Origin of the sequence: Microcoleus sp. D2_18a_D3 (genome assembly GCF_036702455.1) — a bacterium.
Classification (GTDB): Bacteria; Cyanobacteriota; Cyanobacteriia; order Cyanobacteriales; family Microcoleaceae; genus Microcoleus.
Genome location: NZ_JAUBTK010000084.1, coordinates 19,901 through 34,024, shown reverse-complemented (window position 1 = coordinate 34,024; position 14,124 = coordinate 19,901). Strand labels below are relative to the sequence as shown.

The 14,124-nt window shown below is 47.8% G+C and carries 12 protein-coding genes and 1 pseudogene; 5 read left to right on the top strand and 8 right to left on the bottom strand.

Annotated features, from left to right (window positions below):
* Positions 1 to 150 precede the first annotated feature (150 nt).
* The 5 genes from QUB06_RS27925 (at position 151) to QUB06_RS27905 (ending at position 4,082) form a co-directional block, all read left to right on the top strand.
* Positions 151 to 366, top strand: a complete 216-nt coding sequence (locus QUB06_RS27925; protein WP_333438043.1) for a hypothetical protein — start codon at positions 151 to 153, stop codon at positions 364 to 366.
* Positions 367 to 787: 421 nt separating this feature from the next.
* Positions 788 to 1,264, top strand: a complete 477-nt coding sequence (locus QUB06_RS27920; RefSeq protein WP_333438042.1) for a MarR family transcriptional regulator — start codon at positions 788 to 790, stop codon at positions 1,262 to 1,264.
* 22 nt (positions 1,265 to 1,286) lie between these two features.
* The gene (locus QUB06_RS27915; protein ID WP_333351224.1) at positions 1,287 to 2,015 is read left to right on the top strand and encodes a nitroreductase; all 729 of its coding nucleotides are present in this window, start codon (positions 1,287 to 1,289) and stop codon (positions 2,013 to 2,015) included.
* A gap of 223 nt (positions 2,016 to 2,238) precedes the next feature.
* Positions 2,239 to 2,985, top strand: a complete 747-nt coding sequence (locus QUB06_RS27910; protein WP_333191207.1) for an NAD(P)-binding domain-containing protein — start codon at positions 2,239 to 2,241, stop codon at positions 2,983 to 2,985.
* Positions 2,986 to 3,152: 167 nt separating this feature from the next.
* Positions 3,153 to 4,082, top strand: coding sequence for an NmrA family NAD(P)-binding protein (locus tag QUB06_RS27905; protein WP_333438041.1), 930 nt, complete (start codon positions 3,153 to 3,155; stop codon positions 4,080 to 4,082).
* A 422-nt stretch (positions 4,083 to 4,504) separates the two neighbouring features.
* On the opposite strand, the gene QUB06_RS27900 is transcribed toward QUB06_RS27905, so the two are convergent.
* From QUB06_RS27900 to QUB06_RS27865, 8 genes and pseudogenes are all read right to left on the bottom strand, one after another.
* Positions 4,505 to 5,353, bottom strand: coding sequence for a DUF6920 family protein (locus tag QUB06_RS27900; RefSeq protein WP_333438040.1), 849 nt, complete (start codon positions 5,351 to 5,353; stop codon positions 4,505 to 4,507).
* A gap of 445 nt (positions 5,354 to 5,798) precedes the next feature.
* On the bottom strand, positions 5,799 to 8,078 hold the full coding sequence (locus QUB06_RS27895) for an alpha/beta fold hydrolase (RefSeq protein ID WP_333438039.1): 2,280 nt from the start codon (positions 8,076 to 8,078) through the stop codon (positions 5,799 to 5,801).
* A 58-nt stretch (positions 8,079 to 8,136) separates the two neighbouring features.
* Complete coding sequence (locus tag QUB06_RS27890) at positions 8,137 to 8,802, bottom strand: GIN domain-containing protein (protein ID WP_333438038.1); 666 nt, start codon at positions 8,800 to 8,802, stop codon at positions 8,137 to 8,139.
* 204 nt (positions 8,803 to 9,006) lie between these two features.
* Positions 9,007 to 9,879: a hypothetical protein gene (locus tag QUB06_RS27885; protein ID WP_333438037.1), complete on the bottom strand. Its 873-nt coding sequence runs from the start codon at positions 9,877 to 9,879 to the stop codon at positions 9,007 to 9,009.
* A 7-nt stretch (positions 9,880 to 9,886) separates the two neighbouring features.
* Positions 9,887 to 10,045: pseudogene (locus QUB06_RS27880) on the bottom strand (calcium-binding protein); the annotation flags it as partial.
* Between the two features lie 133 nt (positions 10,046 to 10,178).
* Positions 10,179 to 11,171, bottom strand: coding sequence for a calcium-binding protein (locus tag QUB06_RS27875; protein ID WP_333438036.1), 993 nt, complete (start codon positions 11,169 to 11,171; stop codon positions 10,179 to 10,181).
* Between the two features lie 432 nt (positions 11,172 to 11,603).
* Entirely contained in the window at positions 11,604 to 12,416 is an 813-nt protein-coding gene (locus QUB06_RS27870; protein WP_333438035.1) for a CPBP family intramembrane glutamic endopeptidase, read from the bottom strand.
* A gap of 216 nt (positions 12,417 to 12,632) precedes the next feature.
* A complete protein-coding gene (locus QUB06_RS27865) occupies positions 12,633 to 14,111 on the bottom strand; it encodes a serine hydrolase domain-containing protein (protein ID WP_333438034.1) in 1,479 nt (492 codons plus the stop codon).
* Between the last annotated feature and the right edge of the window lie 13 nt (positions 14,112 to 14,124).

The window sequence follows — 14,124 nt, the reverse complement described above, 5'->3', positions numbered from 1 at the left end:
ATATTTTGGCGAACCTTAGCAATGATGTTAGAGTCTAGAATACATAGATAATGTTTTTTGTCAATGCGTAAGTCCTAGTTACAATTAATCCTGGCTTAGAAATGTTTTGATTGCAGGTTTGAGCGTTTAGTATTGCAGGTCGCTACACCTATGCAGTACCTGCAAACTTTACTCGCCGTTATCGGGGTCAAGCTTATTGGAAGACGCAAGATGGGACAGAAACGTGAGCATACTTACTTACCGGATGGGGGCAGCTTGCCTGCAGATTTCAACGAGCTTTATGCAGCGGTATCCTCAAAAATGCTCGAAAAATACGAAGAAAAAGTTCAGAAACGAGATGAAAAAACGCTCATCAATAACGCATGAAACGCTTGATAGCACTAGCTTAGACCCCATACCACCCCTAGCTAGTATGTCTTATATAAACAATGTAGGGAGGGGTGGTAGGGAGGGGTGGTATGGAAATTAAGGACAATTCACCCCCTTCAACGGGTACAAGCGAACACCACCATAAATAGTTTGAGGTGGGCGATCGAGTACAAAAATTGACTACTACATCGCCCTAAACAAGGAATCACACCCCAGCAGTCAGAAAGTTGTCGTTACTGTTCCTTACGCTCAAAAAAACCCTGTGCTGATAGACGCTTAGTTTCCGGTGTTGGCTCAGGATATAGGTTTATCCTGATGAATCCGTAGTGACTCAAGCCCTGGCTCAGAAAATATTAAAATTATAGGTATTGAACTATTATGTAGTGTGCTATATAATAGTTGTTGACTGGATTTTTAAATGGATAACAACTCGAACATCAACCAACGGCGACAGGTGGGGAGGCAGCTTTCGTTTGCCCTTTATAGTGCGTCGAACCGCGTCATTCGGCTCCATCGGCCCTTTCTTGAGCCTTTGGGCCTGACCTATCCTCAGTTTCTGGTCATGCTCGCTCTCTACGAGGGCACCCCGCGCACTGTTGGGGAAGTAGGGCAAGAGCTCGGTATGGAGAACGGAACCTTGACGCCCCTCTTAAAGCGCCTTGAGAGTGCGGAGTTGGTAACGCGCATTCGTGACCGCCAAGACGAACGCCGCGTTCTTATCGATCTAACAGAAGCGGGCGAGGCACTCCGCTCCGCAGCGTGCTCGATCCCTGAAAAGATCGAGACGGCCTGCCGTCTCTCCGATGAAGACCTTGCCGAGCTTCGCGACACCTTGAACGGGCTAGGTCATCCCCGTTCGGCCAAGGCTCTCGACCACGAACCACCTTCCAACTGACACCATCTTTTGAGGTTTCACGATGTCAAACGCAACACACCTTTCAAACGGTCTCATTGAATTAGAAAATGAACCATCACAAACGCTCTCTTTTGAAGAGACAGTTCGAGCGCGCCGCTCATTCCGCTCATTTTTACCAACACCCGTCCCTAACGCTCAAATTTTGCAAGTCTTGGAAGATGCACAATATTCTCCATCGAATTGCAACACGCAGCCGTGGAACACACACATCGTTTCGGGCGAAAAGATCAAAGAATTGGGCCGCATTCTAACCGAGCAAAACGAAGCGGAGAATTTCACGCCGGATTTTAGCTTCGATATGGAGTGCTTTTATGGCGCCTATAGTGAACGCCGAATTGAACACGGCAAAACCTTTTATGAGGCGATGGGTGTGGCGCGGGGCGACAAGATCGCGCGTCATAAAGCCGCTGCAAAAAATTACACCTTCTACGGTGCACCTCATGTCGCTCTGCTCTTCATGCCTTCCTTTGGAGATAATGTGCGCGTTGGCGGTGACATTGGAATGTATGGCCAGACGTTTTTGTTGTCTCTGACGGCGCGCGGTTTAGGAGGTATTCCGCAGACCGCCATTGGCTTTTTTGCACAGACCATCCGCGAATATTTGGGTATCTCCGATGAACTCAAGCTGATGTTTGCCATTGCGTTTGGCTATCCAGACTTCACAGCACCAGTCAACAGTGTTCGGATGGGGCGCGTTCCCGTCTCAGAGAGCGTGACCTTTCACCATTAAAAAATGTTCGGATGAGGATGATTGGTCATTTAACAGATGTAACCCACAGACCAGAAGTAAAAGCCGCGCTGGCGCAGGCTGACGCCGGGCAGATTGCTGGCTACCGCGCGCCCGGCGGACTCCTGCCGCGCGCCCCTACTTCGAGAATCACTCGGGGTAAGACCGGCCCAAATGATGTACAGCAGTGGAATGAGACTCTTACCCAGTACAAGGAAATCGTTTTATGAAGATAGGCATTCTTGGCACGGGCCATATCGGCACGACGCTGGTGACAAAACTGAGCGCGGCCGGACACGACGTGAAGGTCGCCAATTCGCGCGGTCCCGAGACAATCGACGTTGACATCCTCAAGAACGGTGCCCGTGCGGTCACCTCTGCGGAGGCAGTCACACGGGTTGATGTGGTGATCATGTCCACGCCGCTTGGCGCCATCCCCCGGATCGCACCACTGTTCGCAGACGTGCCCGCCGAAACGGTGGTCATCGACACGTCCAACTATTATCCCAAGCGTGACGGCGAAATTGCGGCGATCGAAGGCGGGCAGGCCGAGAGCGAGTGGGTCGCCGAGCAGATCGGTCGCCCAATTGCCAAGGCATGGAACGCGATCACGTCCGCATCCTTCGCCGACAAGGGCGCGCCTGCAGGGGCAGCGGGTCGCATCGCAATCCCCGTCGCCGCCGATGGCGACCGGGAGCGCGACGTGGCGATGACGCTGGTCGACGAAACCGGTCTCGACGCGGTTTATTCAGGCACGCTTGCCGAGTCCTGGCGCCAGCAGCCCGGATCGCCCTGTTACTGCACAGACCTCAGCCGCGAGGAGATGCCTGCCGCGCTCGCCTCAGCGGAACGTGAGCGCTTGCCCAGGCGCCGCGAGCTGGCGATCGAGGCGATCATGGAGCGGGTGGGTGATAGCACTACCAACCCTGATTCTGACTATGCCGTGCGCCTGACCCGCGCGCTGTTCATGTGAAGGCGGTCAAGGGCTGGAGAACAACTTCCCCGCCCGTCACGCCGATCATCCCGACCGACCACAACAGTGAGACGTGACATGGCTCGTCACATGATCATCGCATCATGCGTTGAGCCGCGCCGCGCCTCTTCCCGTTCGACATCCACACAAACAACCGGAGAGCAATCATGGGGACCGACAACAGCCCACTCATCTTCCTTATGGGCGTCACCGGCCAGACCGGCCGCTTCATTTTGGAGGATTTCGACCGAAACCCGAGCGACGCACGCATCCGTATCGGGGTACGCAAGCAGGAGGATCTGAAGCGGTTGCACAATGAAGGTCGCGACGCGGTGCTGTTCGACCTCGACGATCCGCGCACATTCGGGCCCGCGCTCTGCGGTGTCGATCGGCTCAATATCCTGACCGGCTACACGATCGCCATGACGCACCAGACCAAGACGCTGGTCGACGCCGCCAAGAAGGCGGGGGTGAAGCACATCGTCAATCAGGGCGTCTTTGCCAACAACGACTGCACCGACTCGAAATTCTCCTGGTTCGCGCTGGTCGAGTGCTACATCGAGGCCAGTGGCATACCCTGGACGCATCTGCACCCCAATATGTTCATGGATGGAATGTTGAACGTGTCGCCGCCGACGGGCGGTTCGTTCCCGGTGTTCTGGGGAGAGCAGCGGGTCGGCTACATCGCCGTTACAGATATTGCGGCGGTCACGGCCAAGGTCTTGCGCGACGGACCGGAGAACCACGCCTCAAAGAACTATTATCTCAGCACCGAGACGATGACGGGGCCCGAACTCGCCATCATGTTGAGCGAGGTCCTGGGCCGCACGATCACCTGCGACGTGCGCCATCCAGCGGACATGGAAGCCTTGTTCAAGGCGGGCGGGTTGAAGGTCGAGGACTGGTACGCCAAGAGCTCGATAGAATTCTGCACACAACTGGCCGACGGGCGGCTGGGCTATTTCGGCACGGTGCGCGACGACATCCCATATCTGCTGGGTCGGCCCGGAACCAGTTTCCGTGCTTGGGCGACAGCACACCGGGCCGAACTGCTCGATCTGGTTGATCAGCGCGCCGACGAAACTCCCACGGAATAACCCTCTTTTATCACTAGCGCGGGAGTATAATTCACTCGGGGTAAGACCGGCCCAAATGATGTAGGGGGTAAATGAGCAGTCCTACAGAAACTTACGCTAAGGAATTGATTAGTCGTTTTGAATACTGAGCTCGCCTCTTATAAACCTGTACCAATTGATCTGTCTGAAATTTAAAAGCCTCAAATCCTTACTGTGCCGTACAAAAAAGCTGTACCAAAAAATCTATGCTCTAATTGGTACAGTTTAATTTTCAATTCTTTAAGTTTTTGAGAGACAAAAAAAGTAGTTCCCAGAATCCTTATCCAGTAAAAGTTTCAGCCAAGCACGTAAGTTTCTGTACGACTGCTCATTTACCCCCGTGACTAGGGCGATCGACCTCGATCGTAAAAAAAATTGGCAAGGGTTACAATCCCAAGATTTTGCTACAGCACAAACTCATAGCTAATCTCTGTAGTTCTTCCTTTAAAATAGAGCCGAGTGCCTTCTGGATACTCCCATCCCACCTCGCCTTCTAAGGGAATAAGCATCTCATTGCGAACTGAATATTCCCAAAATCTGCCGCCCCAAGGCATCGCAGTCAGCTTGTCACGATAACGAGCCTCAGTCCGAAACGTATCGATCGTCCCTTCAGCATTAAACTGAAACACAGCAGAGACAGTAGTTGCGCCATCGGTTAAAGTAGCGCGAGCGGAGGTGTCATTAATTGCTTCCCAGCGCACACCCTGGCTGGGTAATAGTGCAGTAGGATACCAAAGAGCCTCAGCAAAGTACCGCAATAATTCACCTTGGTTCGCTTCAGGCGTACTGGGTATTTTTGCAACGGTAAAAAGACCGAGTAATGATGCGTGTAAGCTGCCTTCTCCTAAGAGATAGGTATCATGAACAAAGGCATTAACTCCTGGAGCCATCTGAATACGTGCATCCCAATCAAAACCTAGCCGTTGAGTCGTCACAAGTTGAGTGGCAGTAAACGGACTCCACTTGGATTCCGTTTCGCTCATATTGAACTGTCCCTGCTGAGAGAGTTTGACAGTAGCCACGATCGCTTGTCCATCCTTAAGAACTGTCCGAAAAAATCGCTGTACGGGTTCTGGCAAGCCTTCAATATCTTTTTGGTCGTAGATTTTGGGCTTAATTGTCCGTTGTCCATTGATTAATTTTGCTCGTAGGCGATCGGTATCTGACTGCCAGCAATAGCTACCATAAATAGCAGCAATTCCCAAGCTGACTACGATTAAAACACCAATAATTGCCATCCACTTAATCCACATGATACTTACCTATGTTTGTTGATTTAGAATTTGATAGATTGTGATGAGCAGAACGATCGCACAAATAGTTGTATAGATTAAAAACGTGTACTTAGATAGCCAATTAGGAAGATAAATCGCAAAATTTTCCTTTGTTGAATTTGAATACTTCCGTGCAATCAGAGTTAACGGGCAGACGAATCGAAAGGTTAGTAAGGTTAGCCCTTCTAGAGATACAAATCCATAACCAATCCAGAGCCAGATATCGAGTTTATTTGCGATTGCGGCATAAAGCATATAGAAAATCACAAAATTGAAGAATACCCAAATCGCAGTGTGAATGATTTTAATCAGGGTCAATTTTGTTTCATTTTTCATGTTGTGTCAATTTTGAATACTTCAATCACAAATGGAGTTTTCATTTCTTCGTCAGAACCTTGTTGGCGATCGCATCTACGAGTCTGGCTTACTTCTCCCCAAAGACTATCTTTGCGATCTGTGTACGCATTTCAAACAGATTCATATCTTGCCGATTGCCCAAGATGATGATGACGATTTTGTCATTGGGGTAGCGGGCAATGACACTATGAAAGCCGTTAATCCCTCCTTCGTGACTGACTATTGGGTGATTACCTTCCTTGCCAATGCCCCAGCCATAGCCATAGCCGAATCCGCCGCGTTCAGGCATCAGGGCAAAAGGAGTGAACATGATGTCTCGCAAGTTTTTCGGGATTAGTTTGTCTGTGTACAACGCCTGATCCCAACGGTAGAGGTCTTCCACAGTGGAGTACAATCCGCCAGCAGCGTAGGGGATAGACATATCAATGAAATCAGCCGGAACGCTCGTCTGGTCACGATAGCCAACAGCAAGATCGCCGTTGTTGTGGTAGTAGCCCGAATTGACCATCTGCAACGGGACAAAAATATTGTCTCTGAGAAACGCTTCATAGGTCGCCCCAGATGCCCGCTCGATGATGGCACCTAGCACAACATAACCGGAGTTGCTGTAGCTAAACTTTTCACCTGGCTGGAAATCCAGAGGTTTGTCTTTGAACCGTGCGATCGTTTGGGTGGGAGACGACGGCGATCTCATAGTGGTCTGGAAGTCTGGGAAACTGGTGAAATCTGGGATACCAGAGGTATGGGTCAAGAGATGATGAAGGGTGATATTCTGCCACGGGTTAGGACATTCTGAAAGGTAAGTGCAGATGCGATCGTGAACATTGAGTTTGCCCTGTGCCTGCAAGATGAGGGTCGCCACCGCCGTGAACTGCTTCGTCAGTGAGCCGATACGAAATTTTGTTTGCGCCGTGTTGACCAAATGCTTTTGGCGATCGGCTTCGCCATACCCCTTTCTGACCAGAACTTTGCCGTTTCGCGCAATCAGCACTGACCCGCTAAAGAGTCTCGCTTTAGTCAGCTTGCTCAAGTATGTGTCAGCTTTGGAAATGATGTCCTGAGCCAGAACCTTGTTTGCGATCGCATCTACGAATTTGGCTGACTCGTTCACCCAGGGATTGTGACCCGATCGCTCAAACCAAATCAATTCTTTGTGGGGCGCAGTCAGGAGATTAAAGTATTCCTCGGTCAGCTTCGGCGGTGCGTTAACATCGTGGCGACCAATCAGAAAGTAGACTGGCACTTCCAGGCGCGTTGCTTGCTTGCGAAAGTCCACATCCCATAATTGCTGGTAAACAACTCCGAAAGTGTCCAGCAATCCTCGGACAAAATTCACCTTGTCGTATAGTCCGTACTCGGAACCCGCAAGGTCTTGCAACGTATTAAACCCTGCATTAGCGATCGCCGGATTCTCATTCATGTACTTGAATGTCTCTGTGAGGTAAGCCGCACTCTTCAATGCAACATCGTTGCCGTAATAAGGCGGCGGGCCTTGTTGCTTGAGTTTTTCCACTTGTTTCGTGTCTCCGCGTTTCTGTGCCAAACGCAGAGCAAAATCGTAGCAAATTAGATCATTCTCCAGAAACGCCACCATTTGCCCCGTGCCGATAAAAGCATGAAACAATTCTGGGTAACGTTGCACCACCATGATGCCAAGGGCGCTACCCCACGACTCGCCCAACACATAGACTTTTTCTTTGCCAAAGCGTTGTCGCAGGTTTAAGACCAATTCGCGAGTATCGGTGATGTAGCGATCGGGTGTTAACTTAGAACGATCGACTGCATCGAAGGATTTGCCTGCTCCCGGTTGATCCCAATTGACAACAACAAAGCGATCTTCTAGCCCCGCTAGTGCGCGTCTTGCAGTGACGAGTTGGCTACCGCCGGGCCCGCCAGCCAGAAAGAGCAACACGGGATTGCGCGAGTCTTTGCCGCGAATCGAGATCCATTCCTCGGAACCGCCGAGTTTCACTTTTTCTAGTACAGCAATGCTGTTGGGAATGGGCTTGCTGTTGACATCCAGAATGGGTGGTGTGGATGCCAATAGTTGTGAGGCGAAAATGGCAAGAAGGGCGATTGAAATAGCTCCTGCAAGCTCGGCAAGCATCACGCGCACGGTAAAGCCAAGCCGAAACATCGCAAGAAATAAGGCAACTTCTGCCATTATGAATAAAATCTGAATCGAGCGGGGAACGGTAGTGATGCTGGGTAACAGCATTACTGGAAAAATTACTAGAATGATTAATATGGATACTAGAATTCGCAGTAGTATGAGGGCGATCGCACTCACAAATTGCAGTTTAGATAGCTGATTTAGCTTGCGGTCATGAATAAGTTGACTCATCATCAATTCCACTATTTGGACAGTTACATCAGCTTCAGATTGCGGGTTGCTTAAATAAAAGCTACCGTTTCTTGACCTTCCCCACACCCTCCACAGACTCCCGAACTTCGGGAGAGCCGACATATTCTATTGACCCCACGCCGGATACAGATGCGTCCAATCGATCGCTCACATTGACTACAGCACTCCCCACACCGCTATTGCGAACCGTAGCCTGTTTAGTCTTGAACTCATCGCCTTGGAAGCTTCCAACCCCGGAAAGGGTAAGGTCTAGTAGATCAGCGCTTCCGGCGATCGTTACTTTCCCCACGCCATCCATCACAACTGCCAATCGTTTGCCTTGAATACCCTTGGCTTCAATACTGCCGACCCCATCTATGTTCAAGCTTTCTAGACTCTTGACCTCCAAAACAAACTCAATAGGCTTTGTCGGATTGAAAGAGGAATCATTTGCGATGCTGAGATACAGGATGCGATCTTTCACGCGACTCTCTAGAAGCGGAAGAATATTGTCCTCAGCGTTAATCGTGAGGGATTCTTTTCCCGTCTGCTGCACCTTGACCCTGCCCACAGATTTAAAGGAGATAGATGAAAATCCAGCCACTTCTCTGGATTCTGTTTTAACGATTCCAGACCCTCTAACTCCACTACCAATATTGAAATAGCAGCCCGCGACTATGCTCAAAGCTACCAAGCACGCAACCAACCAGTATCGCTTCAGTCTCATTGTTTTGCCTGCCTTGGTTCAAATTAAAATTTAAATTAACAAGCGCGATCGTCCGCAGACGATGCGATCGCCATTTGCACTTTGAATAGCTGATTTAGCTTGCGAATCGGGGAATGAATCAGGTTATTCATGATAAATTTCCCTATTCCATCAGCTTCAGATATTGGTGGTAGATAATAACGATTCAGATTTATGCTGTCCTACTCACTCAGTCGCTATTTGAGGTTTTTCTCTACCAAATTGCCACAGCAAGATGATACCCAAGCCGAACAGATTGACTAGGAAAACTACTAACCCTCCGAAAAATGGAATTAGTGTCATAACTGTCACGATCGCCAAACCAACTAAGAACTGCTGCTGTAAAGACCAATTACCATTACGGAATAGGCGTTGACCGACAAAAAGTGCTACGCCTAATGATCCGACTAGAGCAGTAATCACCGCAGTCAGACTCAGGAGTGGAATCAGAGGAATACCAATGAGCGTAATCGCTAAAAACACGGTAGCAAAGACAAAGGAAACGATCGCCCCGATGCCCCATAGAGCAGTCAAACCGGGGTGTTGACCCAATTTTGTCGCCAAATTTGGCAGGAACTGTGGGCTGGTCTGTAAGATGATCAGTCCGAGAATAGCTGCTACTACAGCGGAACAAGTTCTGAAAATGGTACTGAAGAAATAGTGCGCGAAGAAGCTACTTCTGCCTCGATTGGAGCCATACATCATGCCATGTCGATCGCTGAATGTAGCGCGTTCACCACCAATAATGGCACCTGGTTCCTGTACGATTTTGCCGCCAAATGAGTAAGCATCCCCTTCTACCCGCGCTCCTTTTTGCAGGATGACATCTCCGCCAAACGCGATCGCAGTATCCACAACTTTGGCATTAGGGGATACCGTAACACTCCCGCCAAAAGCAAGGGCATTTTCGACAACTTGGTTCTCTGGTACGGTTACGCTTCCACCAAAGCGGATGAGGTTGGTATTGTTGATATTGATATCAGTCTGCGCCAGGGCATTGCCTGCAAATATTAAGCAAATGGTAGCTATAAAAGCCAGAATTAAATGTTGCCATTTCATAGATTTCATCCTCGTCAAAATACCGCGATATTTTTGTCAGGCCGGCCGCTTGACCAAACTTTTCAAAGTGTTCTCTTCCCGATTTGATGATTCCTGCATCAATGGCTGGTTTGAGCCACGGATATTGCGAAAGGTAGTATTGTTCGTCGAAGATATCGTAATTCATGGTTGCTCCTTTAAGAACGTAAAGTGCGATCGTACTTTTTTATAGAACCATCGCCCACCACCAATAAAAAATCATTAATCATCAGCATTAGCTAATGACTAATGACTGATGACCGATGACCAATGACTAATAACTATCCGATGGCGAAAGTGCCATTACCATTAGATTGTTGGAAAGTCAAACCCAAGGTTGCTGCTCCTTCAATCACGCCGATCACATCTCCAAAACGCTGGATTGACAAATTGTTGCCAACGGGATTCAGGCTGTAGCCGTCGTTTAAAGAATTTCCTTGCAGTTGGATCAAATCGTCTGCTATGTTGAAGTTCCGAATAGTAGCTTGACCGTTACCCAAATAGAGCGGGGTCGCGCTTGCATTCCCGGCTGTAGGAGGAACTCCGAGTACGAATGTATCAACTCCCGGGCTACCAATCAGGATATCGAATTCATTGGTGCCAAAGCTTTCATACTGTCGGTTGCCGTTGCGATCGATACCTACTTCTACTCCGACAAATTCCGCAGTCCCCGCACCCGCACCAGTGATGAAGTCGTTGCTGCGGGTGCCGACAAAAGTTGCGGATCTAGTAGCCTCGTTTTTCCCGAAATTGAAGAAGTGCTCCCGGCCGGTTTTCAATACGCCTGAGTTGACAAACGGTACGATATCCGGGTTTTTCTTTAAGTATTCTGGTTCAAAAAACGAAGTTCCAAAACGACCTTCTTTAGCCCCAAATTGAACGAAATGCTGATAGCCTGATTTGAAAGTTCTGTTCTGAATAAACGGTAGCAAGTCTGAGTTGTTTGCTAAATAAAAGTCTTCGCTGTATTCGGGCGATACTTGAGTGCGCCGGAATAAGCGGTTTCCTTCATCGTAACCTAACTGGATAAATTCATCGAGGCCGGTGGCAAAGGGTGCGTTTGGGTTGACGGTGCGAACCAAGGATACGATGTCTGGTTTGGTGGCAAGGTAAGTAGATTCGTCAAAATAACGCGAAACTTTAGTTAAGCCGGCGGCTTGACCGAATTTTTGAAAGTGTTCTAGTCCCGATTTGATAACTCCTGCATCAATGGCTGGTTTCACCCAAGGATATTGCGAAAGGTAGTATTGTTCGTCAAAGATATCGTAATTCATCGTTGTTCCTTGAAGAGAGTAAGGTGCGATCTGACATCTTGCACCTTTTGCACGAACAGCCTTTCAGACCTGCTAAGCTAAAGTTCAATTTTATTGTGGGTTGGCCCAAGAGTCATCCCCTAAAAGGCTGATTGATTCTTGTGCAAGATTTCTAGCCGAGGAAAGTGATAACCGCTGGAGGATCAAAGGAACTTCTCATCCCAATTTCTTGCAGATTTAGATTTGCTCCCCCCTGAATTATGGCAATTGTATATGTTAATAATTGTTTGATTATCTTACTAAATTTTCTTGGGTACAGTTTCTTGTTTAATAACTATTTTTGAACTTGCTGAATTCTTTGCTGGACTAATTTACTTAGCCAGTTTAATTTTTCAAGCATGGGCAAATGACATATTACTTTCATACGTTTTTAGGAAAGCAACTGGGCACAAATCAAGTATATCTATATCTATATCGAGCTAATGTCTTTGATCCCCACAGAAAGATTACAGTGACAGCGGCTATCGCAATTATTGAATAGTGAATATCAGGATAGTCAACTAGCGGATTGTGAGTTTGATCTTTGGGAAATAAAATCCTCCCAATATTAGCCAAACTATGAAAAATGATGCACGCTGAAACACTCTTTCCAGTGTTGTTATAAAGCCAAATAATAAGTATCCGCATACCAACAAGACCGAGAGTTGCCCATGCTATCCATATCAAATCGTGACCCTGTTGAATGATTGATGGGTAATGCAATATTGCCCACACCAAGCCCACCATGATGGCGGTTGTTAGTGCAGACCATCGTTCTTGCAGAGCATCAACAGCATATCCCGACCAGCCGACTTCTTCACCTGTAGCACCGATAAAGATGATTGCAAAAATTAGCGCGTTATTTAGAAAGGGAATTTCCACTCCTACAGGAAGTGGCAGTCTAAACAGTTGCATTACTCCATATATCAATAAATATATTATTGGCATCAATAAAATAAGAGGCAAATACCAGATTTTTGGCTTGATTCTTGAAAAATCGAAAACTCTTTTCAGCAGTTTCTTGACGCCACCATGCCCTTCTTCTTTATAAACAAGGATACAGGCAGCTATTAACGGTATAAAGGTACCTATAAGGTCAGTAATAGGAAGATCCAGCGGAAGTCCTTTAACTTTGACCATTGGTTCAATAACCCATAATGGAATAGCAAGAGCAAAAACCAGTAGAAAGAACTTTAGCGGTGATTTATTTGATGTGCTGGTATACATAATCGTGATTCGTTAAATGTCGTTTTATATTGATTAGTCAGAAAGTGATTTTAGATGTAACTATCTCATCATTTCCGCAGAAACCAATCAACAGGTCGGCGTAGGGGCTATATCTAGGTTTTTGGGATGAATTAGCAGTTTGGTTTAACTTGTTCATAAAATAATTTCTTTTGAATTGTGAAATGGACGTGAGATTGAAGAGATAATTTGGCTTGTCTAATACTCTGATCCATTGGAACGCGCCAGAAGTATCAAACGTGCAATTCCATTTACTACGCCCAAAACCGCACACACACTGAGCCAAAGCATCAGATCGAGCATAGATCGAAACAGAACTACATATCCAAAGAATCGATCGGACACCAATGCGAATAGCCAAGGTAATACAACTAGGAAAAACGCTGGCAAGAATGTGCAGCCAATCCCTAACCAGACCCGCCACAATGGAATTCTACGAATCGCTTGTCTCCATTGTGGTAAGTAAAGCAAACTGCGGATTGCCAGCATTACACCAATAAACATTAACAGTGCGATCGCTATACCCCACAAGGTTATTGAGAACCCGCCTGTGGCAGGCTGCCCATCCTTTAGTAATTGAATCAGTCCAGTTTTGATTTGCGGAAATGCCATTGGAATTAAGGGCCACGCATAGATGTTGCAAAGTAGCGCAATTCCATACTTTTCCTTCGGCAATAGCACAACATACGTAGAGAATGTAGACAAAATCCCAGAGTGTTCGATCGCTGGTTCACCGTTCTCGCTGCCCTTGAACCAACCCATGCCATAGGAACTACCGATGGTTTTGGGTGGAGTGTGCATCAGCGCCACACTACTTTCAGAAAGCAATTTTGTCTCTTTAAATTGTCCACTGTTGGTTTGGAAGATTAGATAATTTGCCATGTCCTCTGCGGTGGAAACGATCCCGCTACTGCCGCTCAAATAACCAGACATTTCTGGATATGCGAAGGGAAGTCCAAATCCCATCAGATGTCCTTGTGCCATGTTGGTAGCACCTGGGAATGCGTCAGCACTTGTAGTTGCATTGAGCGTCCGCGACATCTGAAGAGGTGTAAAAATATGCGTTTGTAAGTAGGCTGAGAATGGCTGTTGACTCACCACTTCAACCACTCGCGCCAACACTTCGTAATTGGGATTGAAATAGTGGAACTGAGCGCCTGGTAACGCAACGGGACTTGCTCGACTGAGGCTAGTAACGCGATCGCCAATTGTTGTTGCTTGAGAAACCTGCAACTCAGGAAAGCCTACCTCAGATAAACCACTCACTTGATTGAGGAGATGACGAATGGTAATTTTGGCAGAGATCGCTGGATCAGTCACGGTGAATTCTGGTAGATAAGTTTGCACGGGTGAATCCAGATGAATTTGTCCCGCTTCAACTAACTGCATCACTGCAATTGCTGTAAAGGATTTGCTCAACGAAGCAATCAAGAATTGGGTCTGTGGTGTAACAGGCCGCTCGTTGTTTGCTGTACTGTATCCCTTAACGTGCAACACTTGGTTATTGTGAGTAATCGCGAGTGCCAAACCTGGAATGTGATGAGTCTTCATTTGAGTTGTGATGAAGCGATCGATCCTATCATCCAAGTCCAGTTGGTTTGCACTGCCCTTGAGGTTGAATGTGATGACAATCAACACACTCAGGAATATCAAAATCGGGCGGAAAAGTTTATTCATTGAGTGATATTTT

Coding starts and splice junctions, on each gene's coding strand:
- QUB06_RS27925 (WP_333438043.1), top strand. CDS start 151: ATGCAGTACCTGCAAACTTTACTCGCCGTTATCGGGGTCAAGCTTATT.
- QUB06_RS27920 (WP_333438042.1), top strand. CDS start 788: ATGGATAACAACTCGAACATCAACCAACGGCGACAGGTGGGGAGGCAG.
- QUB06_RS27915 (WP_333351224.1), top strand. CDS start 1,287: ATGTCAAACGCAACACACCTTTCAAACGGTCTCATTGAATTAGAAAAT.
- QUB06_RS27910 (WP_333191207.1), top strand. CDS start 2,239: ATGAAGATAGGCATTCTTGGCACGGGCCATATCGGCACGACGCTGGTG.
- QUB06_RS27905 (WP_333438041.1), top strand. CDS start 3,153: ATGGGGACCGACAACAGCCCACTCATCTTCCTTATGGGCGTCACCGGC.
- QUB06_RS27900 (WP_333438040.1), bottom strand. CDS start 5,353: ATGTGGATTAAGTGGATGGCAATTATTGGTGTTTTAATCGTAGTCAGC.
- QUB06_RS27895 (WP_333438039.1), bottom strand. CDS start 8,078: ATGATGAGTCAACTTATTCATGACCGCAAGCTAAATCAGCTATCTAAA.
- QUB06_RS27890 (WP_333438038.1), bottom strand. CDS start 8,802: ATGAGACTGAAGCGATACTGGTTGGTTGCGTGCTTGGTAGCTTTGAGC.
- QUB06_RS27885 (WP_333438037.1), bottom strand. CDS start 9,879: ATGAAATGGCAACATTTAATTCTGGCTTTTATAGCTACCATTTGCTTA.
- QUB06_RS27875 (WP_333438036.1), bottom strand. CDS start 11,171: ATGAATTACGATATCTTTGACGAACAATACTACCTTTCGCAATATCCT.
- QUB06_RS27870 (WP_333438035.1), bottom strand. CDS start 12,416: ATGTATACCAGCACATCAAATAAATCACCGCTAAAGTTCTTTCTACTG.
- QUB06_RS27865 (WP_333438034.1), bottom strand. CDS start 14,111: ATGAATAAACTTTTCCGCCCGATTTTGATATTCCTGAGTGTGTTGATT.